Source organism: Escherichia sp. HH091_1A, from assembly GCF_030295175.1.
Classification (GTDB): Bacteria; Pseudomonadota; Gammaproteobacteria; order Enterobacterales; family Enterobacteriaceae; genus Escherichia; species Escherichia coli_F.
Genome location: NZ_AP025747.1, coordinates 2,310,850 through 2,336,481, shown reverse-complemented (window position 1 = coordinate 2,336,481; position 25,632 = coordinate 2,310,850). Strand labels below are relative to the sequence as shown.

Here is a 25,632-nt window from a genome sequence, read left to right as displayed (position 1 = left end):
ACAATATGACCGGTATGACGAATGTAACAAAGCTGGCCAGCGAGCCGTCAGGCCAGGAATTTCTGGTATTTACCCTTGGTGATGAAGAGTACGGTATTGATATTCTGAAAGTGCAGGAGATCCGTGGCTATGATCAGGTAACACGGATTGCGAACACGCCAGCGTTTATCAAAGGCGTCACGAATCTGCGCGGTGTTATTGTGCCGATTGTCGACTTACGAATTAAGTTCAGCCAGGTGGATGTGGACTATAACGACAACACGGTAGTTATCGTCCTGAATCTCGGACAGCGGGTGGTCGGCATCGTGGTTGACGGCGTCTCAGATGTGCTTTCATTGACGGCGGAGCAAATTCGTCCGGCACCGGAATTTGCCGTGACGCTTTCAACAGAATATCTCACTGGACTGGGCGCACTGGGTGACCGCATGTTGATTCTGGTGAACATCGAAAAACTGCTGAACAGTGAAGAGATGGCGCTGTTAGATAGCGCGGCGTCAGAAGTGGCGTAATTATCCCGATTTCCTCAATTGCAATGAACCCGATGATCTGCGCATCGGGTTTTTTATGTCAATTTTGCGGTGGATGGCATCATTAATAAAGTTTCCCTCCTTCTTGCCGATAACGAGATCAACTTGTTTTCAGGAAGGTGCCTTATGATTAACCGTATCCGCGTAGTCACGCTGTTGGTAATGGTGCTGGGGGTATTCGCACTGTTACAACTTATTTCCGGCAGTCTGTTTTTTTCCTCCCTTCACCATAGCCAGAAGAGCTTTGTGGTTTCCAATCAATTACGGGAACAGCAGGGCGAGCTGACGTCAACCTGGGATTTAATGCTGCAAACGCGCATTAACCTGAGTCGATCAGCGGTGCGGATGATGATGGATTCCTCCAATCAACAAAGTAACGCCAAAGTTGAATTGCTTGATAGCGCCAGGAAAACATTGGCCCAGGCCGCGACTCATTATAAAAAATTCAAAAGCATGGCACCGTTACCTGAAATGGTCGCTACCAGTCGTAATATTGATGAAAAATATAAAAACTATCACACAGCGTTAACTGAACTGATTGATTATCTTGATTATGGCAATACTGGAGCTTATTTCGCTCAGCCAACCCAGGGAATGCAAAATGCAATGGGCGAAGCGTTTGCTCAGTACGCCCTCAGCAGTGAAAAACTGTATCGCGATATCGTCACTGACAACGCAGATGATTACCGATTTGCCCAGTGGCAACTGGCGGTTATTGCGCTGGTGGTGGTATTAATTCTGCTGGTGGCGTGGTACGGCATTCGCCGTATGTTGCTTACACCGCTGGCAAAAATTATTGCTCACATTCGCGAAATCGCCGGTGGTAACCTGGCGAATACCCTGACCATTGACGGGCGCAGTGAAATGGGCGACCTGGCGCAGAGCGTTTCACATATGCAACGCTCTTTGACTGACACCGTCACTCATGTGCGCGAAGGTTCAGATGCCATCTATGTCGGTACCCGTGAAATTGCGGCGGGCAATACCGATCTTTCCTCTCGTACTGAACAACAGGCATCCGCGCTGGAAGAAACTGCTGCCAGCATGGAGCAGCTCACCGCGACGGTGAAGCAAAATGCCGATAACGCCCGCCAGGCCTCGCAACTGGCGCAAAGTGCCTCCGACACCGCCCAGCATGGCGGCAAAGTAGTGGATGGCGTAGTGAAAACGATGCATGAGATCGCCGATAGTTCGAAGAAAATTGCCGACATTATCAGCGTTATCGACGGTATTGCCTTCCAGACTAATATCCTCGCGCTGAATGCCGCTGTTGAAGCCGCGCGAGCGGGTGAACAAGGCCGTGGTTTTGCCGTGGTGGCGGGCGAAGTGCGTAATCTTGCCAGTCGCAGCGCCCAGGCGGCAAAAGAGATCAAAGCCCTCATTGAAGACTCCGTCTCGCGCGTTGATACCGGTTCGGTGCTGGTCGAAAGCGCCGGGGAAACAATGAACAATATCGTCAATGCTGTCACTCGCGTGACTGACATTATGGGCGAGATTGCATCGGCATCAGATGAACAGAGCCGCGGCATCGATCAAGTCGCATTGGCGGTTTCGGAAATGGATCGCGTCACGCAACAGAACGCATCGCTGGTGCAGGAATCAGCTGCTGCCGCCGCTGCGCTGGAAGAACAGGCCAGTCGTTTAACACAAGCGGTTTCTGCGTTCCATCTGGCAGCCAGCCCACTCACCAATAAAACGCAAACATCATCTCGTCCTGCCAGTGAGCAACCACCGGCACAGCCACGACTGCGAATTGCTGAACAAGATCCAAACTGGGAAACATTTTAACGAGCATTGACTAACGCGGTCATTGCCGCCTGAGGGGGAGCGTTGATGTTTAATCGTATTCGAATTTCGACCACGCTGTTTTTAATTTTGATTCTCTGCGGGATCTTGCAGATTGGCAGTAACGGCATGTCTTTTTGGGCATTTCGCGATGATTTGCAACGATTGAATCAGGTCGAGCAGAGCAATCAGCAACGTGCGGCATTAGCGCAAACTCGGGCGGTAATGTTACAGGCCAGTACCGCGCTGAACAAAGCGGGCACTCTGACGGCGCTTAGCTATCCGGCGGATGACATTAAAACGTTGATGACGACGGCGCGCGCCAGTCTGACGCAATCCACCACGCTGTTTAAAAGTTTTATGGCGATGACTGCGGGCAACGAGCACGTCAGGGCGTTGCAAAAAGAGACGGAGAAAAGTTTTGCCCGTTGGCACAACGATCTCGAACATCAGGCGACCTGGCTTGAAAGTAATCAACTTTCGGATTTCCTCACTGCGCCGGTGCAGGAATCACAGAATGCGTTTGACGTTAACTTTGAGGCCTGGCAGCAGGAGATCAACCATGTGCTGGAAGCCGCCAGTGCGCAAAGCCAGCGTAACTATCAGATTTCGGCGCTGGTGTTTATCAGCATGATTATTGTTGCAGCGCTCTACATCAGCAGTGCGCTGTGGTGGACGCGCAAGATGATTGTTCAACCACTGGCCATTATCGGTAGCCATTTTGACAGCATTGCTGCGGGTAATCTGGCGCGTCCGATTGCGGTGTATGGTCGCAATGAGATCACCGCCATTTTTGCCAGCCTGAAGACCATGCAGCAGGCTTTACGTGGGACGGTGAGTGATGTGCGTAAGGGAAGCCAGGAGATGCACATTGGTATCGCGGAGATCGTTGCAGGCAATAACGATCTCTCAAGTCGTACCGAACAGCAGGCGGCATCGTTGTCACAAACGGCCGCCAGTATGGAGCAATTAACCGCCACGGTAGGGCAAAACGCCGATAACGCGCGACAGGCGTCGGAACTGGCAAAAAAAGCCGCCACAACGGCGCAGGCGGGGGGTGTCCAGGTCAGTACCATGACTCACACCATGCAGGAAATCGCCACCAGCTCGCAAAAAATTGGCGACATTATCAGCGTTATCGACGGCATTGCTTTCCAGACCAATATTCTGGCCCTGAATGCGGCAGTGGAAGCGGCTCGCGCCGGAGAGCAGGGGCGTGGTTTTGCGGTAGTGGCAGGTGAAGTGCGCAATCTTGCCAGCCGTAGCGCCCAGGCGGCAAAAGAGATCAAAGGACTGATCGAAGAGTCTGTCAATCGTGTCCAGCAGGGTTCGAAACTGGTGAATAACGCCGCCGCGACCATGACCGATATTGTCAGTTCAGTAACCCGCGTGAACGACATTATGGGAGAAATTGCCTCGGCGTCGGAAGAACAACGGCGTGGGATTGAACAAGTTGCACAGGCTGTTAGCCAGATGGATCAGGTGACACAGCAGAACGCCTCCCTGGTAGAAGAAGCGGCGGCGGCAACGGAACAACTGGCGAACCAGGCTGACAATCTTTCGTCGCGCGTGGCGGCATTTACCCTTGAAGAACATGAAGTAGCAAGACATGAGTCGGCGCAGTTACAGATTGCGCCAGTGGTATCCTGAAGTGATTGAGAAGGCGCTATGACTTCATCTCTGCCCTGTGGGCAAACGTCTTTATTGTTACAGATGACCGAGCGCCTGGCGCTTTCCGACGCGCATTTTCGGCGGATAAGTCAATTGATCTATCAACGAGCCGGGATCGTTCTGGCTGACCATAAACGCGACATGGTTTACAACCGACTGGTTCGTCGTTTGCGTTCGCTGGGACTGACGGATTTCGGCCATTACTTGAACTTGCTGGAATCTAATCAGCACAGCGGTGAGTGGCAGGCGTTTATCAATTCGCTGACCACGAATCTGACAGCATTTTTCCGTGAGGCACACCATTTTCCTCTGCTCGCGGATCATGCCCGGCGTCGTTCTGGCGAGTATCGTGTATGGAGCGCGGCGGCTTCGACCGGCGAAGAACCGTACAGCATTGCGATGACACTGGCTGACACATTGGGCACCGCGCCCGGACGCTGGAAAGTGTTTGCCAGCGACATTGACACCGAAGTGCTGGAAAAAGCCAGAAGCGGTATTTATCGCCATGAAGAGTTGAAAAACCTGACGCCGCAGCAACTGCAGCGGTACTTCATGCGGGGGACGGGACCGCATGAAGGATTGGTGCGTGTGCGTCAGGAGCTGGCGAACTATGTTGATTTTGCCCCGCTGAATTTACTGGCGAAACAATACACCGTGCCGGGGCCGTTTGATGCAATCTTCTGTCGTAACGTCATGATCTACTTCGATCAAACTACCCAGCAGGAGATTTTGCGTCGCTTTGTTCCGCTCCTTAAACCCGACGGATTGCTGTTTGCGGGTCACTCTGAAAACTTTAGCCACCTTGAGCGCCGCTTCACGCTGCGTGGTCAGACGGTGTATGCGCTAAGTAAGGATTAACGATGAGCAAAATCAGGGTGTTATCTGTCGATGATTCGGCACTAATGCGCCAGATCATGACAGAAATCATCAACAGCCATAGCGACATGGAAATGGTGGCGACCGCCCCTGATCCGCTGGTTGCGCGTGATTTGATTAAGAAATTCAATCCCGATGTATTGACGCTGGATGTTGAAATGCCGCGGATGGACGGACTGGATTTTCTCGAAAAATTAATGCGTTTGCGTCCAATGCCCGTTGTGATGGTTTCTTCCCTGACCGGCAAAGGGTCAGAAGTTACGCTGCGCGCGCTGGAGCTGGGGGCGATAGATTTTGTCACCAAACCGCAGTTGGGTATTCGCGAAGGAATGCTGGCGTATAGCGAAATGATTGCTGAAAAGGTACGCACGGCAGCAAAGGCGAGCCTTGCGGCACATAAACCATTGTCGGCACCGACAACGCTGAAAGCGGGGCCGTTGTTGAGTTCTGAAAAACTGATTGCGATTGGTGCTTCAACGGGGGGAACTGAGGCAATTCGTCACGTCCTGCAACCGTTACCGCTTTCCAGTCCGGCACTGTTAATTACCCAGCATATGCCGCCCGGTTTCACCCGCTCTTTTGCCGACAGACTTAATAAGTTGTGCCAAATCGGTGTTAAAGAAGCCGAAGACGGAGAACGCGTTCTGCCGGGGCATGCTTATATCGCACCGGGAGATCGGCATATGGAACTGGCGCGTAGCGGCGCAAATTATCAAATCAAAATCCACGACGGCCCGGCGGTTAACCGTCATCGGCCTTCGGTAGATGTGTTGTTCCATTCTGTCGCCAAACAGGCGGGGCGTAATGCGGTTGGGGTGATCCTGACCGGTATGGGCAACGACGGCGCGGCGGGAATGTTAGCGATGCGGCAGGCGGGGGCATGGACCCTTGCACAAAACGAAGCAAGTTGCGTGGTGTTCGGCATGCCGCGCGAGGCCATCAATATGGGTGGTGTTTGCGAAGTGGTCGATCTTAGCCAGGTAAGCCAGCAAATGCTGGCGAAAATCAGTGCCGGACAGGCGATACGTATTTAAATCAGGAGTGTGAAATGGCGGATAAAGAACTTAAATTTTTGGTTGTGGATGACTTTTCCACCATGCGACGCATTGTGCGTAACCTACTGAAAGAGCTGGGATTCAATAATGTTGAGGAAGCGGAAGATGGCGTCGACGCCCTCAATAAGTTGCAGGCAGGCGGTTATGGATTTGTTATCTCCGACTGGAACATGCCCAACATGGATGGCCTGGAATTGCTGAAAACGATTCGTGCGGATGGCGCGATGTCGGCATTGCCGGTGTTAATGGTGACTGCAGAAGCCAAGAAAGAGAACATCATTGCTGCGGCGCAAGCGGGGGCCAGTGGCTATGTGGTGAAGCCATTTACCGCCGCGACGCTGGAGGAAAAACTCAACAAAATCTTTGAGAAACTGGGCATGTGAGGATGCGACTATGATGCAACCATCAATCAAACCTGCTGACGAGCATTCAGCTGGCGATATCATTGCGCGCATCGGCAGCCTGACGCGTATGTTGCGCGACAGTTTGCGCGAGCTGGGGCTGGATCAGGCAATTGCCGAAGCGGCGGAAGCCATCCCCGATGCCCGCGATCGTTTGTACTATGTTGTGCAGATGACTGCCCAGGCTGCAGAGCGGGCGCTGAACAGTGTTGAAGCGTCACAACCACATCAGGATCAAATGGAGAAATCAGCAAAAGCATTAACCCAACGTTGGGATGACTGGTTTGCCGATCCGATTGACCTTGCCGATGCTCGTGAACTGGTGACAGATACGCGGCAATTTCTGGCAGATGTCCCCGCGCATACCAGCTTTACTAACGCGCAACTACTGGAAATCATGATGGCGCAGGATTTTCAGGACCTCACCGGACAGGTCATTAAGCGGATGATGGATGTCATTCAGGAGATCGAACGTCAATTGCTGATGGTGCTGTTGGAAAACATCCCGGAACAGGAGTCGCGTCCAAAACGTGAAAACCAGAGTTTGCTTAATGGACCTCAGGTTGATACCAGCAAAGCCGGTGTGGTAGCCAGTCAGGATCAGGTGGACGATTTGTTGGATAGTCTTGGATTTTGATTTGTATTGCCTGATGTGGCGTAACCGCGTCATATCAGGCGATGACGCCGCATCCGACAAACGCACACCATGCTTGATGTGTGCAGCAAAAGCCCTAAATCCCCCCTGTTTTGCCCCTTACTCAGACCATTGAACGCTTTGCGCTCTGGCATCATTCACGCTTAATACTCTTTCCAGGATTGGCGACGTGTCTGACGAGAGCGACGACAAAACAGAAGCCCCCACACCCCACCGACTTGAAAAAGCGCGGGAGGAGGGGCAGATCCCGCGTTCCCGTGAACTGACCTCACTGCTGATTTTGTTGGTGGGCGTCTGTGTTATCTGGTTTGGCGGTGTGTCGCTGGCCCGTCGATTGTCGGGCATGCTCTCCGCTGGGCTGCATTTTGATCACAGTATTATCAATGACCCGAATCTGATCCTCGGGCAGATTATTCTGCTGATCAGAGAAGCCATGTTGGCGCTGCTGCCGCTGATTAGCGGCGTGGTGCTGGTGGCGCTCATTTCTCCGGTCATGCTGGGAGGGCTGGTATTTAGCGGAAAATCCTTGCAGCCGAAGTTTTCCAAACTCAACCCGCTACCGGGGATTAAACGGATGTTCTCGGCACAGACTGGCGCGGAGTTGCTTAAAGCGATTTTGAAAACCATCCTGGTTGGCAGCGTGACGGGGTTTTATCTCTGGCATCACTGGCCGCAGATGATGCGCTTAATGGCTGAGTCTCCGATTACCGCCATGGGTAATGCGATGGATCTGGTAGGGCTATGCGCGCTGCTGGTGGTACTTGGTGTTATTCCGATGGTGGGATTTGACGTCTTTTTCCAAATCTTCAGCCACCTGAAAAAGCTGCGAATGTCGCGGCAGGATATTCGTGATGAGTTCAAACAAAGCGAAGGCGATCCTCATGTTAAAGGGCGGATCCGTCAGATGCAGCGAGCTGCCGCGCGGCGTCGGATGATGGCCGATGTGCCGAAAGCGGATGTCATTGTCAATAACCCGACCCACTATTCGGTAGCGTTGCAGTATGACGAAAACAAAATGAGCGCACCGAAAGTGGTCGCTAAAGGTGCAGGGCTGGTCGCACTGCGCATTCGTGAAATTGGCGCTGAAAATAACGTCCCGACGCTTGAAGCGCCGCCGCTGGCGCGAGCGCTGTATCGACATGCGGAGATCGGTCAACAAATCCCAGGCCAACTGTACGCCGCGGTGGCGGAGGTGCTGGCCTGGGTCTGGCAACTGAAACGCTGGCGTCTGGCTGGCGGACAGCGCCCTGTTCAACCTACTCATCTTCCGGTGCCGGAAGCCCTGGATTTTATTAACGAGAAACCGACCCATGAGTAATCTGGCCGCGATGCTGCGCCTGCCCGCAAACCTGAAATCGACACAATGGCAGATCCTTGCCGGACCGATTTTGATCCTGTTGATCTTGTCGATGATGGTGCTGCCACTGCCCGCATTCATACTCGACCTGCTGTTCACCTTCAATATTGCCTTGTCGATCATGGTGTTGCTGGTCGCGATGTTTACCCAGCGCACGCTCGAGTTTGCTGCGTTTCCGACCATTCTGTTGTTTACCACCCTGTTACGTCTGGCACTTAACGTGGCTTCAACCCGTATCATTTTGATGGAAGGGCATACTGGCGCGGCGGCGGCAGGGAAGGTGGTCGAAGCGTTCGGTCACTTCCTCGTTGGTGGCAATTTCGCTATCGGTATCGTGGTGTTCGTCATTCTCGTGATCATCAACTTTATGGTTATTACCAAAGGTGCCGGGCGTATCGCAGAAGTAGGCGCGCGCTTTGTTCTCGATGGTATGCCAGGAAAGCAGATGGCGATTGATGCCGACCTTAACGCCGGATTGATTGGTGAAGATGAGGCGAAAAAACGCCGCAGTGAAGTCACTCAGGAAGCCGATTTTTACGGCTCAATGGACGGGGCAAGTAAGTTTGTTCGCGGCGATGCCATCGCCGGGATCCTCATCATGGTCATTAACGTTGTCGGCGGATTGCTGGTCGGTGTGCTGCAACATGGCATGAGCATGGGACATGCGGCGGAAAGTTATACGCTATTGACCATTGGTGACGGTCTGGTAGCACAAATCCCGGCGCTGGTGATTTCTACCGCCGCGGGGGTCATCGTTACGCGTGTCAGCACCGATCAGGATGTTGGCGAGCAGATGGTGAATCAGCTTTTCAGTAACCCGAGCGTTATGTTGTTAAGCGCCGCCGTGCTCGGTTTACTCGGCCTGGTGCCTGGAATGCCGAACCTGGTATTTTTGCTGTTCACTGCCGGATTGCTGGGGCTGGCCTGGTGGATCCGCGGACGCGAACAAAAAGCGCCTGCCGAACCAAAACCGGTAAAAATGGCAGAGAATAATGCCGTTGTCGAAGCAACGTGGAACGATGTACAACTGGAAGATTCTCTGGGAATGGAAGTGGGTTATCGCCTGATCCCGATGGTCGATTTCCAGCAGGATGGTGAACTCCTGGGTCGTATTCGCAGTATTCGCAAGAAATTTGCCCAGGAGATGGGGTTTCTGCCGCCAGTGGTGCACATTCGCGACAATATGGATCTGCAACCTGCCCGCTATCGCATTTTGATGAAAGGCGTGGAGATAGGCAGTGGTGATGCATATCCGGGGCGCTGGTTGGCAATAAACCCAGGTACCGCAGTTGGAACGTTACCTGGAGAGGCGACCGTCGATCCGGCATTTGGTCTGAATGCTATCTGGATTGAAAGTGCGCTAAAAGAACAGGCGCAGATTCAAGGGTATACCGTGGTTGAGGCCAGCACGGTGGTGGCTACGCATCTTAACCACCTCATAAGCCAGCATGCCGCAGAGCTGTTTGGTCGTCAGGAGGCGCAACAGTTGCTGGATCGTGTCGCTCAGGAGATGCCAAAGCTGACGGAAGATCTCGTTCCTGGCGTCGTCACGCTCACCACACTGCATAAAGTGCTGCAAAATCTGCTCGATGAAAAAGTCCCGATTCGCGATATGCGCACCATTCTCGAAACGCTGGCGGAACATGCGCCCATCCAAAGCGATCCACATGAATTAACCGCCGTCGTGCGCGTGGCGTTAGGACGGGCTATAACCCAGCAGTGGTTTCCTGGCAAAGATGAAGTCCATGTTATTGGCCTCGATACACCGCTGGAACGTTTGTTACTACAGGCCTTGCAGGGTGGGGGCGGACTGGAGCCTGGGCTGGCGGATCGTTTACTGGCACAAACTCAGGAAGCGCTATCCCGTCAGGAGATGCTGGGTGCGCCGCCAGTATTATTGGTGAACCACGCGCTGCGACCATTATTGTCTCGCTTCCTGCGTCGCAGCCTGCCGCAGTTAGTGGTGCTGTCGAATCTGGAACTATCAGATAACCGACATATCCGTATGACGGCGACGATTGGCGGCAAATAATGAGAGCCTTATTAGCAATATTATTGTTTCCGCTGCTGGCGCAAGCCGCCGGGGAGGGGATGTGGCAGGCGAGCAGTGTGGGCGTTACGTTGAATCACCGTGGTGAATCGATGTCGTCAGCGCCTCTTTCTTCGCGACAACCTGCATCAGGATTGATGACGCTGGTTGCGTGGCGTTATCAGCTTATCGGCCCAACTCCCGTAGGGCTGCGGGTTCGCTTGTGTTCACAATCTCGTTGTGTCGTATTAGAGGGGCAGAGCGGAACCACCGTGGCCTTTTCCGGTATACCGGCGGCAGAACCGTTGCGATTTATCTGGGAAGTGCCTGGCGGCGGGCGGTTAATTCCGCCGCTAAAAGTACAACGTAATGAAGTGATTGTGAATTATCGCTGAAGGACAAATAAAAATTACGCGCTCGCGGCATGTTTAATAACTCAGTGAAAAAGGCTCGATGTTTTGTTGCAATTATTTATCAGGAATAGCTTGCAACAAAACATGCCAAAAATATGTGAATTATCCTCTTGTCAAAGGGCTTGGATAAAAATCTTCAGAGTTACGGTATAACTGCAACTGGCGAGTTCGCGTATTGGTCTGTATGATCATACATGAGAGCCATTCTGATTCAGAATAAGGGGCACTTAAATCCTGAACGTCTTCATTTGAAAGGATTAATTCACATTCTTTGTCCCTAAAATCCAGCCAGGCTCGTTGTGATTTTTTAAGCAAGTTAAGTTGTTCGGTATCAGGTTTTTTGACACCTGTGCGTGGTACTTGTTCTATATAACGATACGCTTCACCATAAGCTTTATTTAATTGCGCATCGACGAGATTGTATTCTTGTCGCAGGCATGATTTGATCACGTTTATGTCAGTATCATCATCTGAATTTTTTTGCCAACAATCTTTGATGGCTGAAATGTCATGGTCATTGACTATAACCGTATCTTCTGCGTAAGCCTGGCAAGAGATAATGCCTAATGTTAATACAAGAAATTTAAACACTGCGGTATTTCTTAAATTCAACCGTTATCGTTTCCCTGGGGCCGGATATTACGCTTCTGGCCTCTTATCCAACAGTGAGAAAACAGTGGCATGTCCATTTTCAGAATACATTTAGATGGCAATAAAAAAGCCTGATCAGGTAACCCTGATCAGGCTTCACTCTCACGAAAAATCGATTACATACGCTCTACTGTCTCAATACCCAGCGTATCCAGGCCCAGCTTCAGCGTCTTCGCCGTCAGTTGTGCCAGTTTCAGACGACTGTTACGCACTTCTTCGTTTTCTGCGCTGAGGATTGGGCAGTGCTCGTAGAAGCCAGAGAACAGACCGGCCAGATCGTACAGGTAAGCACACATCACGTGCGGCGTGCCTTCACGGGCAACCACAGTGAGGGTTTCTTCAAACTGCAGCAGGCGAGCTGCCAGTTGTGCCTCACGATCGTCACGGATGATTACCGGGGCTGCAGCCAGTTGCTCTTCGTTAATTTCTGCTTTACGGAACACGGACAATACACGCGTGTAAGCATACTGCATGTATGGCGCGGTATTACCCTCAAACGCCAGCATGTTGTCCCAGTCGAAGATGTAGTCAGTGGTACGGTTTTTGGAGAGATCTGCGTATTTAACCGCACCAATGCCAACCGCATTAGCCAGTTTTTCCAGCTCATCGGCTGGCATATCCGGGTTCTTTTCTGCCACCAGACGGCGTGCACGCTCCAGGGCTTCATCCAGCAGGTCTGCCAGTTTCACTGTACCACCCGCGCGGGTTTTGAACGGTTTGCCGTCTTTGCCCAGCATCATGCCGAACATGTGGTGTTCCAGCGGTACGGATTCCGGTACATAGCCTGCTTTACGGACGATAGCCCACGCCTGCATCAGGTGTTGATGCTGGCGGGAGTCGATGTAATACAGCACGCGATCGGCATGCAATGTTTCATAACGATATTTCGCACAGGCGATATCAGTGGTGGTGTAGAGATAGCCACCATCTTTCTTCTGAATGATCACGCCCATCGGTTCGCCTTCCTTGTTTTTGAACTCATCAAGGAATACGACGGTTGCGCCTTCGCTTTCTACAGCCAGACCTTTGGCTTTGAGATCAGCCACGATACCCGGCAGCATCGGGTTGTACAGGCTTTCGCCCATCACGTCATCACGAGTCAGCGTCACGTTCAGACGATCGTAGGTGATCTGGTTCTGCGTCATGGTGATGTCGACCAGTTTGCGCCACATCTCACGGAAGTATTCGTCACCGCTTTGCAGTTTTACCACGTAGTTACGTGCACGCTCAGCGAACGCTTCATCTTCATCGTAATGCTTTTTCGCATCGCGGTAGAAACCTTCAAGATCAGCCAGCTCCATTTCACCGGCATTTTCCTGCTGCTGCTTTTCCAGCCATGCAATCAGCATACCGAACTGAGTGCCCCAGTCGCCGACGTGGTTTGCGCGAATCACTTTGTGACCGAGGAACTCCAGAGTACGCACTGCTGCGTCGCCAATAATGGTAGAGCGCAGGTGACCGACGTGCATCTCTTTCGCCACGTTTGGCGCAGAGTAGTCAACCACAATGGTCTGTTTTTCTGGCGTAGCAACACCGAGACGATCGGACGCCAGCGCCTGCTGAACATGTTCAGCCAGGAATGCCGGATCAAGGAAAATGTTGATAAAGCCTGGTCCGGCGATCTCAACCTTGCTGGCGATACCGTTAAGATCCAGATGAGTCAGCACCTGCTCTGCTAATTGTCGCGGTGCCATACCCAGTTTTTTAGCAACTGCCATCATGCCGTTAGCCTGATAGTCGCCGAACTGAACTTTTGCTGACTGACGAACCTGCGGTTCGCAATCCGCAGGCGCGCCTGCCGCAATCATGGCCTGACGGACTTTTTCTGAGAGAAGAGCCTGAATATTCACCGGAATACCTTACATTGATGAAGCGAGCAAAAATTGCCCGCACCAGTTAAAGAAATTAGGGCGGGAGTATACTGCAAATGGCTGTTTTCGTCAGCAACGTGCGCGTGGCGTATTGCCGTTTTCACCATTGCATCAGAAGCGGCGTGAAATCAGCGGTTGGTTGGCGCAGGGCAACAGGGTAAATTAACGCTTTTACTGAAAGACGAAGAGTGATTATGGCGAACTGGCAATCTATCGACGAGCTGCAGGATATTGCATTGGATTTACCGCGATTTACCCACGCATTAGATGAACTTTCTCGCCGTCTTGGGCTGGATATCACTCCGCTGACTGCCGATCACATTTCTTTGCGTTGCCATCAAAACGTTACCGCTGAACGCTGGCGTCATGGGTTTGAACAGTGCGGCGAGCTTTTGTCAGAAAATATGATCAAGGGCAGGCCGATTTGTCTGTTTAAATTGCATGAACCGGTACAGGTGGCTCACTGGCAGTTTTCAATTGTAGAGCTACCGTGGCCTGGGGAAAAACGTTACCCGCACGAAGGTTGGGAACATATTGAAATCGTTCTGCCAGGTGATCCTGAAACGTTGAATGCCCGTGCGCTGGCATTGCTTTCTGATAAAGGACTCAGCCTTCCGGGGATCTCGGTTAAAACCAGTTCGCCAAAAGGTGAGCATGAGCGATTACCGAATCCGACGCTGGCGGTCACCGATGGCAAAACGACCATTAAATTTCATCCGTGGTCCATTGAAGAGATCGTTGCCAGCGAGCAGTCGGCGTAATTAAGGAGCAAAAATGGCATTACTGGAAATTTGCTGTTACAGCATGGAATGCGCGCTAACGGCGCAGCAAAACGGCGCAGACAGAGTTGAATTATGCGCAGCCCCAAAAGAGGGGGGCTTAACGCCGTCGTTGGGGGTATTGAAATCCGTGCGCCAGCGGGTGACGATCCCTGTGCATCCAATTATTCGCCCACGCGGTGGTGATTTTTGCTACAGCGACGGTGAGTTTGCCGCCATTCTTGAGGATGTGCGCACAGTCCGCGAATTAGGTTTTCCTGGACTGGTGACGGGCGTTCTCGATGTTGACGGGAATGTCGATATGCCACGAATGGAAAAAATAATGGCTGCTGCCGGTCCGCTGGCAGTGACTTTTCATCGCGCCTTCGATATGTGCGCTAACCCTTTAAATACACTCAATAATCTTGCGGAATTGGGCGTTGCTCGGGTACTGACATCAGGGCAAAAATCAGACGCACTGCAAGGTTTATCAAAAATTATGGAACTTATTGCCCATGGTGATGCTCCAATCATTATGGCCGGAGCAGGAGTCCGTGCAGAAAACCTGCACCACTTCCTCGATGCCGGAGTGCTGGAAGTCCATAGCTCCGCGGGAGCGTGGCAAGCCTCACCAATGCGTTATCGTAATCAAGGATTGTCCATGTCATCAGATGCACACGCGGACGAGTATTCGCGTTATGTCGTAGACGGGGCGGCGGTTGCTGAAATGAAAGGAATCATTGAACGCCGTCAGGCCAAATGATTTTTACCGTTGCATCATGTCGCCCAATATGATGCTTGCTCGTACCAGGCCCCTGCAATTTCAACAGGGGCCTTTTTTTATCCCCGAAAAGTATAAAAAACGAACGATTTCTGTGATCAGTTGAGCGCGTGACAGTGCGCATAGCGTTGTGCTAAAAATTTTTATATATTCATATTAATTATGTAATTTAAATTACTAAAACTGACAAATATATATTCTAAATAACAACTGGGTTATTCCTTAGCAATTAATGATTACATTGTAATAAATCATATTCTTTATCGATTATTTCAGGCAGTGTTGTGCCGAATTATGCAAGCGGTCAATTCGTTGTGTATTTAATTATACAATGTTTTCGGTGCTCTGGAATTAATTAGAGGAATCTATGCGAGGGAAAAAACGCATTGGGTTATTATTTTTGCTGATAACGGTTGTGGTTGGTGGCGGCGGGTTATTACTGGCGCAAAAAGCCTTACATAAAACGTCGGATACCGCATTTTGCCTTTCCTGCCACTCGATGAGTAAACCTTTTGAGGAATATCAGGGAACTGTCCACTTTTCTAACCAGAAAGGGATACGTGCGGAATGTGCCGATTGCCATATTCCAAAGTCAGGGGCGGATTATTTATTTGCTAAATTAAAAGCTTCTAAAGATATTTATCATGAATTTGTTAGCGGCAAAATAGACAGTGACGATAAGTTCGAAGCGCATCGTCAGGAAATGGCCGAAACAGTATGGAAAGAATTAAAAGCAACTGATTCTGCAACGTGTCGTAGTTGCCATTCTTTTGATGCCATGGATATTGCCTCGCAAAGTGAATCTGCGCAGAAAATGCATAACAAAGCGCAAAAGGACGGCGAAACCTGTATCGATTGTCATAAAGGCATTGCCCATTTTCCACCACAAATAAAAATGGATGACAACGCGGCGCATGAGCTGGAAAGTCAGGCCGCTACTTCAGTTACCAATGGCGCACATATTTATCCTTTCAAAACTTCTCGCATAGGCGAGCTGGCTACCGTGAATCCTGGTACCGATCTCACCGTCGTTGATGCCAGTGGCAAACAGCCGATCGTTCTGTTGCAGGGTTATCAAATGCAGGGCAGTGAAAACACGCTCTACCTGGCGGCAGGTCAACGGCTGGCGCTAGCCACATTAAGTGAAGAAGGTATCAAGGCGTTAACGGTAAACGGGGAATGGCAGGCTGACGAATACGGCAATCAATGGCGTCAGGCGTCTTTACAGGGTGTGCTTACCGATCCCGCATTAGCGGACCGTAAACCGCTATGGCAATACGCTGAAAAACTTGACGATACCTATTGCGCTGGTTGCCATGCCCCTATTGCCTCCGACCATTACACCGTCAATGCATGGCCGTCCATTGCCAAAGGAATGGGTGCGCGAACCAGCATTAGCGAAAACGAACTGGACATTTTGACGCGGTACTTCCAGTACAACGCCAAAGATATTACCGAGAAACAGTGATCCTCGTTGATCAGGGAGGAAGTTATGACATTAACAAGACGTGAATTTATTAAACACAGCGGTATTGCCGCTGGGGCGCTGGTGGTGACATCGGCTGCACCGTTACCTGCATGGGCAGAAGAGAAGGGCGGCAAAATCCTCACCGCAGGCCGTTGGGGAGCGATGAACGTAGAAGTGAAGGATGGCAGGATTGTTTCTTCGACAGGCGCGCTGGCGAAAACCATACCAAACTCCTTACAGTCGACAGCGGTGGATCAGGTACACACCACGGCGCGTATTCAGCATCCGATGGTGAGAAAAAGCTTTCTTGATAATCCACTGCAACCGGCGAAAGGTCGTGGCGAAGATACTTATGTACAGGTGAGCTGGGAACAAGCATTAAAACTTATTCATGAGCAACACGATCGCATTCGCAAAGCTAACGGACCATCGGCCATTTTTGCCGGATCTTACGGCTGGCGCTCTTCTGGCGTGTTACATAAAGCGCAAACCTTACTGCAACGTTATATGAATCTTGCGGGCGGTTATTCCGGGCATAGTGGCGATTATTCAACCGGGGCGGCACAGGTGATCATGCCGCATGTGGTGGGTTCCGTGGAGGTGTATGAACAGCAGACCTCCTGGCCGCTGATTCTGGAAAACAGCCAGGTTGTGGTGCTGTGGGGGATGAACCCGCTGAATACCTTAAAAATTGCCTGGAGCAGTACCGATGAGCAAGGGCTGGAATACTTCCATCAGCTGAAAAAATCTGGCAAACCAGTGATTGCCATTGATCCTATCCGCTCCGAAACCATCGAATTCTTTGGCAATAATGCCACCTGGATCGCGCCGAATATGGGCACCGACGTGGCACTGATGTTAGGGATTGCACATACCCTGATGACACTAGGCAAACACGATAAAGTGTTCCTTGAAAAATACACCACCGGGTATCCGCAGTTTGAAGAGTATCTGACAGGTAAGCGCGATAATACGCCGAAGAACGCGGCCTGGGCGGCGGAAATTACTGGCGTAGCGGAAGCGCAGATAGTCAAACTCGCCGAACTGATGGCGGCGAATCGCACAATGCTGATGGCAGGCTGGGGAATTCAGCGCCAGCAATATGGTGAACAGAAACACTGGATGTTGGTGACTCTGGCGGCGATGTTAGGGCAGATAGGTACACCGGGCGGCGGGTTTGGTTTCTCTTATCATTACTCAAACGGTGGCAACCCGACGCGTGTTGGCGGCGTGCTGCCGGAAATGTCTGCGGCGATTGCCGGACAGGCCAGCGAGGAAGCTGATGATGGCGGAATGACGGCGATTCCTGTCGCCCGTATTGTTGATGCGCTGGAAAATCCTGGCGGCAAATATCAGCATAACGGTAAAGAACAAACGTATCCGAATATCAAAATGATCTGGTGGGCGGGTGGCGGTAACTTTACCCATCACCAGGATACTAATCGTCTGATTAAAGCATGGCAGAAACCGGAGATGATCGTCGTTTCTGAATGCTACTGGACCGCAGCTGCTAAACATGCAGATATCGTATTACCGATCACCACATCGTTTGAGCGCAATGACTTGACGATGACCGGTGATTACAGCAACCAGCATATTGTACCGATGAAGCAGGCTGTCGCTGCGCAATTTGAAGCGCGTAACGATTTTGATGTGTTTGCCGATCTTGCTGAATTACTCAAACCTGGCGGAAAAGAGATCTATACCGAAGGTAGAGATGAAATGGCGTGGCTGAAATTTTTCTATGATGCCGCTCAGAAAGGTGCGCGTGCGCAACGCGTGACTATGCCGATGTTTAATGCTTTCTGGCAGCAAAATAAACTGATCGAAATGCGCCGCAGCGAGAAGAACGAACAGTACGTTCGTTATGGTGATTTCCGCGCCGATCCGGTGAAAAATGCGCTGGGTACGCCAAGCGGCAAAATTGAGATTTACTCCAAAACGCTGGAAAAATTTGGCTATAAGGATTGCCCGGCACACCCAACCTGGCTTGCGCCTGATGAGTGGAAGGGTACCGCCGACGAGAAGCAGTTGCAGCTTCTGACCGCGCATCCGGCACACCGTTTACACAGTCAGCTTAACTATGCGGAACTGCGTAAAAAATATGCGGTTGCCGATCGTGAGCCGATCACTATTCACACCGAAGATGCTGCTCGCTTTGGTATTGCGAATGGCGATCTGGTGCGTGTCTGGAACAAACGTGGTCAGATTCTGACAGGCGCGGTGGTGACTGACGGGATCAAAAAAGGCGTGGTATGCGTGCATGAAGGTGCATGGCCAGATCTGGAAAATGGCTTGTGTAAAAACGGCAGTGCGAACGTGTTAACGGCGGATATCCCCAGCTCTCAGCTGGCAAATGCCTGTGCCGGTAACTCTGCGCTGGTGTATATCGAAAAATATACGGGCAATGCACCGAAGTTAACGGCGTTTGATCAGCCAGCTGTTCAGGCATAAGACGTGAAAAGCGCCCGGAAACGGGCGCTGAGGTTATGCAAACGTAAAACTGCCTGATGCGCTATGCTTATCAGACCTACATAGTCCCTGCAACATATTGAATTAAAAAGGCTTTGTAGGCCGGATAAGGCGTTCACGCCGCATCCGGCAGTAATACCAGACCTTTACGGCTTGCGCGCAATCAGTACCGCGCGTTTAGGCGCAGGATAGCCTTCCACCGTTTTACCCGGATCATGTGGGTCGAGGAAATCGGACAGAGACTCGGTGACCATCCATTCGGTGCGTCGCTGCTCTTCGGTCGTGGTAACGCTCACATCCGCAATGCGGATATCAACAAAACCACACTTCTTCAGCCAGTTTTTCAACGCCAGGGCTGACGGGATGAAATAAACATTACGCATTTGCGCGTAACGATCGCCTGGCACCAGGACGGTATTTTCATCGCCATCAATAACCAGCGTTTCCAGCACCAGTTCACCTTCATTCACCAGTTGATCTTTTAACTGCCAGAGATGCTCCAGCGGTGAACGACGATGATAAAGTACGCCCATCGAAAAGACGGTATCAAAGGCTTTCAGCGCCGGAAGTTGTTCAATCCCTAAGGGCAACAGATGCGCCCGTTGGTCGTTACCCAATAGTTTACGCACCGCTTCAAACTGGCATAGGAACAGTTGCGTAGGGTCGATACCCACCGCCAGATGTGCGCCTGCGCCAATCATGCGCCACATGTGATAACCGCTGCCGCAGCCGACATCAAGAATGGTGCGCCCGGTTAAATCAGAAAGATGGGGTAGAACACGATCCCATTTCCAGTCAGAACGCCATTCGGTATCGATGTTAACGCCATACAGCGAAAACGGCCCTTTGCGCCACGGCATCAGGTTGCGCATCAGTGTTTCAATGCGCTTAATCTGCCCTGCGCTCAGTGGCTCTTCGCTTTCTGCCGTCACGCTATGCAGTAAATCAAGACGATACGGTTTAATTTCAGGCAGAAATTCCACCGCATTGGACCACTGTTTAAACAGACCGTGCTGCTGTTCGCGCTGCCAGCTGGCAATCTGCGCGGGCAGCGTTTCCAGCCAGTGTGAAAGATGATTTTTGGCAATCAGAGAATAAAAGTTACCAAAGTCGATCATGCAGCGTCCTCTGCTTTTAATGCCATCAGTGAACCAAAGTTAAAGCACTGGAACCATAGCTCGCTATGTTCAAAACCGGCTTGATGCAGGCGAGCTTTATGTGTTTCCACGGAATCGGTCAGCATGACATTTTCCAGCATACTGCGCTTCTGGCTGATCTCCAGTTCGCTGTAACCGTTGGCACGTTTAAAGTCGTGGTGCATGTTGAACAGCAGTTCACCAACTTTGGCATCTTCGAAACTGAATTTTTCTGAAAGCACCAGCGCGCCGCCCGGATTCAGCCCTTGATAAATTTTATCCAGTAACGCCTGACGCTCTGAAGGTTCCAGGAATTGCAGGGTAAAATTCAGCACAACCATCGATGCGTTTTCAATGGTGATATCGCGAATATCACCTTCAATAACGTCTACTGGCGTAGGGGCTTTATAAGCGTCAATATGACGACGGCAGCGTTCAATCATCGCCGGAGAGTTGTCGATGGCGATAATTTTGCAATTATCATGATGAATATTGCGACGCACTGAGAGCGTCGCCGCGCCCAGAGAACAACCCAGATCGTAAACCTGCGTACCAGGTTGAACGAAGCGCTCGGCTAACATACCAATCATGGAAATAATATTGGAATAGCCGGGAACGGAACGCTGGATCATATCCGGGAAGACTTCAGCTACCCGTTCATCAAAGGTCCAGTCGCCCAGTCTGGCGATAGGGGCAGAAAATAGCGTGTCGCGGTGAGACATAACGTAAAAATCCGGGAAAAAGAAAGTGGCGTATTGTGCGCTAACGCAGGGAGAAAACCAACTCCCAGGGCATATACCAAAGATTCGCCAGCACCATCAGCAACAGCGCACACCAGGTGGCGCTCATGCCGGAACGTCGCCAGCGGAACAGACGGTGATGAAAACCGTAATAATGCATCAGACGACCAACAAGCAAAACGATGCCGCAAATATGCACCATCCAGGTTTCGGCGCCATTCATTTCCATAAACAGCATCAACACAATCGCGATGGGAATATACTCCACCGCGTTACCATGAATGCGAATAGCGCTTTGCAGTTCGCTAAAACCGCCGTCACCATAGGCAACGCGGTACTGCATACGCAGGCGAACGACATCAAAAGAGAACTTCATTAATAACAACGCACTTAAAACGGCATACAGCGCGCTTACCATACAAACTCCCTTTAAAATGGCCGATGGCACCTGTCTATGATAGGTGGCAAATTCAGAAAAGAGAAGATTGCTGTGGAATAGCCGGAACTGCTCCGATCTCTGGAAGTGTTTTACGTAAGCCTTCCCACAGGGTATGTACCAGTTCCGGTGCCTGGGCAATATCTGGCGTATGTAAAAAAAGATAAGGCGTAGTGGTCTGATGCCACTGCGCTAATTTTTGTAACCAAACCTGAAACAACTCTCGGTTTTGCGTCATATCATCACTACCGATAAAACGGATCAGCGGATTTGTCGCCGTCAGCACAGCATGTACGGGAACTTTAGGTTTTTTCCGTTGAGCGTCGCGAATAGCTTCACTGTGTGGGCGTGCTGCATGAACCGGGCGGCTGTCTAAAATCACCCGATTAACGCCGCGCTGATGTAAACCGCGATTAAGTGTTTGTTCCTCTTCCCCTTTGGCGAAAAACTGTGGATGGCGGACTTCCACACCATAATTAAACTCGCCGGGAAGAGAGTCGAGAAAATGCCAAAGCGCAGGCAGATCCCGTGGGCCAAATGTGGCAGGCAGTTGCAGCCAGTATTGCCCAATGCGCGGCGCTAACGGTGACAAGCGAGTCAAAAATTCAGTTACTAAATCATCGCAATGCCGTAATGCTGCCTGATGCGAAATGGTCGCCGGAAACTTAAAACAGAAGCGAAAATTATCTGTGGTCTGCTCACGCCAGCGCAGGACAACCTCGGATTTCGGCAGGGCGTAAAGCGTGGTGTTGCCCTCCACACAGTTAACATGACGGGTATTAAAGACTAACTTACTGATTTTAATAGGCCTCTTGTGTCACTTTGGTGACTATGGGACATCATTGGGACATAATCTGCCAGCTTCTGATTCAGCATGGCGATCTGTTCTGCATTGCTGTCAGTCATCCATGCTCCGTATACATTGAACACCATCTGGGCACTTGCATGGCCCATCTGGCTGGCAATGAAGCTTGGATTTGCTCCGGCAGATAATGACCAGCACGCATAAGTGTGTCGTGACTGGTATGCCTTTCGATGCCTGATGCCTGCACGCTTAATGGCTGTTTCCCATGAGTCGCCAATGGAATCTACTTTGTAGATAAAACCTACCTGTTTGCTTTTTCTAACCACCTGGGGGTTAAATACGAAAGTACATTCATGATTCACTGAACGTCCATATTCACGTAGTTGAACCTTGATGTGGTGCTGCTTACCCAGTCTTGTCATTTCAGCCTGATTTTTCAGGACACTGATAGCGGGCTGGATAAGATGCACAACCCTGTTTGTACTTGCCTCAGTTTTAGGTAGAGTGAACTCGCCGAGTTTCGTATAATTACGCCTGATAGTAATTGTTCCTGCTTTCAGATCGATATCTTCCCATGCCAGGGAGACCAGTTCACCGTGACGCATTCCTGTGTACACAGCCAATGACCACAGGTTTTTCGTCTGCTGATGTCGGCAGGCATCTATCAGGCGAATAAATTCGTCACGAGTTAGCGGATCTGGTTCTGCCCTGGCTCTTTTAAGAGGCTTAATTCCCTCGAAGGGATTTGCTTCTAAGTAACCGTGATCTGCAGCAAACTGAAACATTCCAGCGATTGTCGTCATGTAATAATTTACAGTAACGACGCTCCGTCCTTTTAGTGCTGCTTTGTTTTTCGTTGAATTCTGATGCCCGGTCAGCAAATCTTTCCTGATATACAGCAATTCCTCTTTGGTTACCGATGACACCAGTCTGCTGCCTCCAATTTTCGGAACCATCGTTCTTGCAACGGATTCATAGCGATTGAATGCATTTGCAGAGATTTCCATTCGTTTCAGATCCAGCCACTTTTCTTCAAGTTCTTTCACCGTAATTTCTTTTTTACTTACCCCAAAAGCCTGAAGGTTAGGGGAGTCAGGGAACTGTGCAGCATAATCAAAGCTTCCTGTGCGGATGGCAAAACATACCGATGTCCGCAGTTCCCCGGCGATCTTCCTGTTCTTGGCAGTGTCAGGGACACCAAGATTTTCCCTGACACGTTTACCTTTAAAATTAAACCAGATGCGTAATGTGCCGCCGTGGTTTTCGACGCCTGTTGGATATTTGACTTTATCCATCGATACCTCCAGACGCCCAAGAGCGATACGAGCTTACATATTTCATGATATTAAATCACCTGGGTTGTTTGTTTTTCATTGAGGCGACCCAGGCATCTATTGCTTTTCTGTTATACATACATTCACTGGAAGGCTTTGGATTACCGTCTGGTGATACGTGAATATACTCTCTTCCAACCATCCAGCATTCTTTCCGGGCCCGAAGAATTGTGCCAGGTTTGAGCCCGGTAATCGCGATAAGAACGCTTTCACAAACCCATTCATTGGGAGCCAGTTGAATCACATCGCCCATGCATTACCTCACACAACACTCAGCCCACGGCAGTGGCACCACACTTCAAACATTCGTTTCACAATTTCACAACAGTAGAAGCCGTTAACATCTCGCGTCAGGTCATAGCGATTGCCGTAACGCTGGCGTACCCATAGCTCAAACGCTTTATTCATTCTTTACTTCCTTTTCATAGCCCGTAATTTTTTCAGATGAGTTTCCTGCTCTGTTTCTGCCAGAATTTGTCGGTATTCCTGGTGATCGATTCGTTCAAACAGTTTGAACCGCCCCGGAAATCCTGGAGACTAAACTCCCTGAGAAAGAGGTAAACAGGATGACTAAAAATACTCGTTTTTCCCCCGAAGTCCGTCAGCGGGCGATTCGTATGGTTCTGGAAAGTCAGGATGAATATGACTCACAGTGGGCGGCAATTTGTTCCATTGCCCCAAAGATTGGCTGTACGCCGGAGACTCTGCGTGTCTGGGTTCGCCAGCATGAGCGGGATACCGGGGGCGGTGATGGTGGGCTCACCAGCGCTGAACGTCAGCGTCTGAAAGAGCTGGAACGTGAAAATCGTGAACTGCGCCGCAGTAACGATATCCTTCGCCAGGCTTCCGCTTATTTTGCGAAGGCGGAGTTCGACCGCCTCTGGAAAAAATGATGCCACTGCTGGATAAGCTGCGTGAGCAGTACGGGGTCGGACCGGTATGCAGCGAACTGCATATTGCCCCGTCAACGTATTACCATTGTCAGCAACAGCGACATCATCCGGATAAACGCAGTGCCCGTGCGCAGCACGATGACTGGCTGAAGAGAGAGATACAGCGCGTATACGATGAAAATCATCAGGTGTACGGTGTGCGTAAAGTCTGGCGTCAGTTGTTACGGGAAGGAATCAGGGTGGCCAGATGTACAGTGGCGCGCCTCATGGCGGTTATGGGACTTGCCGGTGTTCTCCGGGGTAAAAAGGTCCGCACTACCGTCAGCCGGAAAACCGTTGCCACAGGTGACCGCGTAAACCGTCAGTTCGTGGCAGAACGTCCTGACCAGCTGTGGGTGGCTGATTTTACTTACGTCAGCACATGGCAGGGCTTCGTCTATGTGGCGTTTATCATTGATGTGTTTGCCGGATACATCGTGGGGTGGCGGGTCTCATCGTCTATGGAAACGACATTCGTGCTGGATGCGCTGGAGCAGGCGTTGTGGGCCCGTCGTCCGTCTGGCACCATCCATCACAGCGATAAAGGCTCTCAGTATGTGTCACTGGCCTATACGGAGCGACTAAAAGAAGCCGGATTACTGGCATCAACAGGGAGTACAGGCGACTCGTATGACAACGCGATGGCTGAGAGCATCAATGGTCTTTACAAAGCGGAGGTAATACACCGTAAGAGCTGGAAAAACCGTGCAGAAGTGGAACTGGCCACACTAACGTGGGTGGACTGGTATAACAATCGACGATTGCTGGGAAGGCTGGGCCATACTCCTCCGGCAGAAGCAGAAAAAGCTTATTATGCTTCCATCGGAAACAATGATCTGGCAGCCTGAGTTCACAGATAAAACACTCTCCAGGAAACCCGGGGCGGTTCAGTTCATTAAAATCGTTTATTTTTACCGACTGTGTTCGCCCATCCATTCTTCTGTACAACACAGTGTTGTTTATGCAGCGAATAATTTTTATCGGGTAGCCAGCACTATCGGTGTATATCTGACCACGTTGAATCAGAGCGAACATTCCTTTATCCCCAGCGGAAAAGCGAATACAGAATAAATGCCACCGCTATTGCAACTCCTACTGCGGTGAATGCTTCAGGGCAATTCATCATTTCACCTCCACGCCGATCCCGGCAATAACACAATCCCGTTTGATAGCTTCTTTCACCCAGCGTTTATAGGTTTCCGGATGGAATTTTGCGTTTTTTCCGGTACCGCTCCAGAATGCCTTTGATGTGATATCGGGCAGGGTGATGGTCAGACCTTTCTGCTTGATGTCTCCAGAACTTTTGCAAAAAGTTAATGCGTCGCGTAGTTCTTTAACGCACGCATAGTTTTCTGCTTTCTCTGGATCGCCGGTACGGTGTTCAGCTTCTTGTCTGCACCATTTGATGACTTTCTCAGCGGCTGCGTGGAGACGCTGACGTTGCCAGTCGTATGTGTCGACCAGCCCATATGCGTGATC

The 25,632-nt window shown here is 50.8% G+C and carries 25 protein-coding genes, 3 pseudogenes and 1 other annotated feature; of the genes and pseudogenes, 16 read left to right on the top strand and 12 right to left on the bottom strand.

The genetic code is table 11. From position 1 onward, the window contains the following. The first annotated feature begins 5 nt into the window (after positions 1-5). From cheW to flhE, 10 genes are all read left to right on the top strand, one after another. The gene (gene cheW, locus QUF14_RS11700) at positions 6-509 is read left to right on the top strand and encodes a chemotaxis protein CheW (RefSeq protein WP_000147302.1); all 504 of its coding nucleotides are present in this window, start codon (positions 6-8) and stop codon (positions 507-509) included. 144 nt (positions 510-653) lie between these two features. Continuing rightward, positions 654-2,315 (top strand): methyl-accepting chemotaxis protein II, encoded by a 1,662-nt coding sequence (gene tar, locus QUF14_RS11695; protein WP_024212029.1) that lies wholly within the window; start codon positions 654-656, stop codon positions 2,313-2,315. Positions 2,316-2,360: 45 nt separating this feature from the next. Then, positions 2,361-3,962, top strand: a complete 1,602-nt coding sequence (gene tap / locus QUF14_RS11690) for a methyl-accepting chemotaxis protein IV (RefSeq protein WP_000483206.1) — start codon at positions 2,361-2,363, stop codon at positions 3,960-3,962. An 18-nt stretch (positions 3,963-3,980) separates the two neighbouring features. After that, complete coding sequence (cheR, locus tag QUF14_RS11685) at positions 3,981-4,841, top strand: protein-glutamate O-methyltransferase CheR (protein ID WP_000204337.1); 861 nt, start codon at positions 3,981-3,983, stop codon at positions 4,839-4,841. A gap of 2 nt (positions 4,842-4,843) precedes the next feature. Further along, entirely contained in the window at positions 4,844-5,893 is a 1,050-nt protein-coding gene (gene cheB / locus QUF14_RS11680) for a protein-glutamate methylesterase/protein glutamine deamidase (RefSeq protein WP_000036371.1), read from the top strand. A 14-nt stretch (positions 5,894-5,907) separates the two neighbouring features. Next, positions 5,908-6,297: a chemotaxis response regulator CheY gene (cheY, locus tag QUF14_RS11675; protein ID WP_000763867.1), complete on the top strand. Its 390-nt coding sequence runs from the start codon at positions 5,908-5,910 to the stop codon at positions 6,295-6,297. Positions 6,298-6,307: 10 nt separating this feature from the next. Beyond that, positions 6,308-6,952: a protein phosphatase CheZ gene (cheZ, locus tag QUF14_RS11670; protein ID WP_000983609.1), complete on the top strand. Its 645-nt coding sequence runs from the start codon at positions 6,308-6,310 to the stop codon at positions 6,950-6,952. A gap of 187 nt (positions 6,953-7,139) precedes the next feature. Continuing rightward, the gene (gene flhB / locus QUF14_RS11665) at positions 7,140-8,288 is read left to right on the top strand and encodes a flagellar biosynthesis protein FlhB (protein ID WP_001278925.1); all 1,149 of its coding nucleotides are present in this window, start codon (positions 7,140-7,142) and stop codon (positions 8,286-8,288) included. Continuing rightward, positions 8,281-10,359, top strand: coding sequence for a flagellar biosynthesis protein FlhA (gene flhA / locus QUF14_RS11660; RefSeq protein WP_000066970.1), 2,079 nt, complete (start codon positions 8,281-8,283; stop codon positions 10,357-10,359). The genes flhB and flhA overlap by 8 nt, the downstream gene beginning before the upstream one ends. Continuing rightward, positions 10,359-10,751 carry a flagellar protein FlhE gene (gene flhE / locus QUF14_RS11655; protein ID WP_001202068.1) on the top strand — a complete coding sequence of 131 codons (393 nt, stop codon included), beginning with the start codon at positions 10,359-10,361 and terminating at the stop codon, positions 10,749-10,751. The genes flhA and flhE overlap by 1 nt, the downstream gene beginning before the upstream one ends. A 120-nt stretch (positions 10,752-10,871) precedes the next feature. Here the strand turns inward: flhE and QUF14_RS11650 are convergent, their stop codons facing one another. Further along, positions 10,872-11,360 (bottom strand): lysozyme inhibitor LprI family protein, encoded by a 489-nt coding sequence (locus QUF14_RS11650; RefSeq protein WP_001370468.1) that lies wholly within the window; start codon positions 11,358-11,360, stop codon positions 10,872-10,874. A gap of 90 nt (positions 11,361-11,450) precedes the next feature. On the opposite strand from QUF14_RS11650, the gene yecV reads away from it, so the two are divergent. Continuing rightward, positions 11,451-11,495 carry a protein YecV gene (yecV, locus tag QUF14_RS11645; RefSeq protein WP_211180499.1) on the top strand — a complete coding sequence of 15 codons (45 nt, stop codon included), beginning with the start codon at positions 11,451-11,453 and terminating at the stop codon, positions 11,493-11,495. A gap of 41 nt (positions 11,496-11,536) precedes the next feature. Here the strand turns inward: yecV and argS are convergent, their stop codons facing one another. Further along, a complete protein-coding gene (argS, locus tag QUF14_RS11640) occupies positions 11,537-13,270 on the bottom strand; it encodes an arginine--tRNA ligase (protein ID WP_001025315.1) in 1,734 nt (577 codons plus the stop codon). Positions 13,271-13,485: 215 nt separating this feature from the next. Between argS and QUF14_RS11635 the strand changes: the two genes are divergently transcribed. The 4 genes from QUF14_RS11635 to torZ all read left to right on the top strand — a co-directional run bounded on the left by QUF14_RS11635 (position 13,486) and on the right by torZ (position 18,752). Continuing rightward, positions 13,486-14,052: a VOC family protein gene (locus QUF14_RS11635; RefSeq protein ID WP_001360735.1), complete on the top strand. Its 567-nt coding sequence runs from the start codon at positions 13,486-13,488 to the stop codon at positions 14,050-14,052. A 13-nt stretch (positions 14,053-14,065) separates the two neighbouring features. Next, entirely contained in the window at positions 14,066-14,812 is a 747-nt protein-coding gene (gene cutC / locus QUF14_RS11630; protein ID WP_001185733.1) for a copper homeostasis protein CutC, read from the top strand. 385 nt (positions 14,813-15,197) lie between these two features. Then, positions 15,198-16,298, top strand: coding sequence for a NapC/NirT family cytochrome c (locus tag QUF14_RS11625; RefSeq protein WP_001214334.1), 1,101 nt, complete (start codon positions 15,198-15,200; stop codon positions 16,296-16,298). Positions 16,299-16,322: 24 nt separating this feature from the next. Further along, on the top strand, positions 16,323-18,752 hold the full coding sequence (gene torZ, locus QUF14_RS11620) for a trimethylamine N-oxide reductase TorZ (RefSeq protein WP_000176843.1): 2,430 nt from the start codon (positions 16,323-16,325) through the stop codon (positions 18,750-18,752). A gap of 164 nt (positions 18,753-18,916) precedes the next feature. Here torZ and cmoB read toward each other — a convergent pair whose 3' ends face one another. From cmoB to QUF14_RS29025, 8 genes and pseudogenes are all read right to left on the bottom strand, one after another. Next, positions 18,917-19,888 carry a tRNA 5-methoxyuridine(34)/uridine 5-oxyacetic acid(34) synthase CmoB gene (gene cmoB / locus QUF14_RS11615; protein WP_000564758.1) on the bottom strand — a complete coding sequence of 324 codons (972 nt, stop codon included), beginning with the start codon at positions 19,886-19,888 and terminating at the stop codon, positions 18,917-18,919. Further along, positions 19,885-20,628 carry a carboxy-S-adenosyl-L-methionine synthase CmoA gene (gene cmoA / locus QUF14_RS11610; RefSeq protein WP_000019596.1) on the bottom strand — a complete coding sequence of 248 codons (744 nt, stop codon included), beginning with the start codon at positions 20,626-20,628 and terminating at the stop codon, positions 19,885-19,887. Before cmoA ends, cmoB begins: the two co-directional genes overlap by 4 nt. A gap of 40 nt (positions 20,629-20,668) precedes the next feature. After that, positions 20,669-21,064, bottom strand: coding sequence for an MAPEG family protein (locus QUF14_RS11605; protein WP_024212030.1), 396 nt, complete (start codon positions 21,062-21,064; stop codon positions 20,669-20,671). A gap of 52 nt (positions 21,065-21,116) precedes the next feature. Then, positions 21,117-21,887: a DUF72 domain-containing protein gene (locus tag QUF14_RS11600; RefSeq protein WP_100733831.1), complete on the bottom strand. Its 771-nt coding sequence runs from the start codon at positions 21,885-21,887 to the stop codon at positions 21,117-21,119. Next, complete coding sequence (locus QUF14_RS11595; RefSeq protein WP_286333518.1) at positions 21,869-23,182, bottom strand: tyrosine-type recombinase/integrase; 1,314 nt, start codon at positions 23,180-23,182, stop codon at positions 21,869-21,871. The genes QUF14_RS11600 and QUF14_RS11595 overlap by 19 nt, the downstream gene beginning before the upstream one ends. Before the next feature lie 55 nt (positions 23,183-23,237). Next, positions 23,238-23,474, bottom strand: coding sequence for an excisionase family protein (locus QUF14_RS11590; protein WP_059332719.1), 237 nt, complete (start codon positions 23,472-23,474; stop codon positions 23,238-23,240). A gap of 8 nt (positions 23,475-23,482) precedes the next feature. Continuing rightward, positions 23,483-23,629 carry a hypothetical protein gene (locus QUF14_RS11585; protein WP_286333517.1) on the bottom strand — a complete coding sequence of 49 codons (147 nt, stop codon included), beginning with the start codon at positions 23,627-23,629 and terminating at the stop codon, positions 23,483-23,485. 3 nt (positions 23,630-23,632) lie between these two features. Continuing rightward, positions 23,633-23,731 (bottom strand): annotated as a pseudogene (locus tag QUF14_RS29025) (DUF4222 domain-containing protein); the annotation flags it as partial. A gap of 56 nt (positions 23,732-23,787) precedes the next feature. Between QUF14_RS29025 and QUF14_RS11580 the strand changes: the two are divergent. Next, positions 23,788-25,001, top strand: a protein-coding gene (locus tag QUF14_RS11580) for an IS3 family transposase (protein WP_371829233.1) whose coding sequence is annotated in 2 segments (ribosomal slippage) — positions 23,788-24,076 and positions 24,076-25,001 — 1,215 coding nt in all. Because the reading frame shifts where the segments join, the coding sequence is not laid out codon by codon here. Then, positions 24,069-24,185: a sequence feature (AL1L pseudoknot), on the top strand. (Overlaps the previous gene by 117 nt.) 40 nt (positions 25,002-25,041) lie before the next feature. Here the strand turns inward: QUF14_RS11580 and QUF14_RS11575 are convergent. Continuing rightward, a pseudogene (locus tag QUF14_RS11575) lies at positions 25,042-25,188 on the bottom strand (DUF4222 domain-containing protein); the annotation flags it as partial. A gap of 87 nt (positions 25,189-25,275) precedes the next feature. After that, positions 25,276-25,434 (bottom strand): annotated as a pseudogene (locus QUF14_RS11570) (hypothetical protein); the annotation flags it as partial. Between the last annotated feature and the right edge of the window lie 198 nt (positions 25,435-25,632).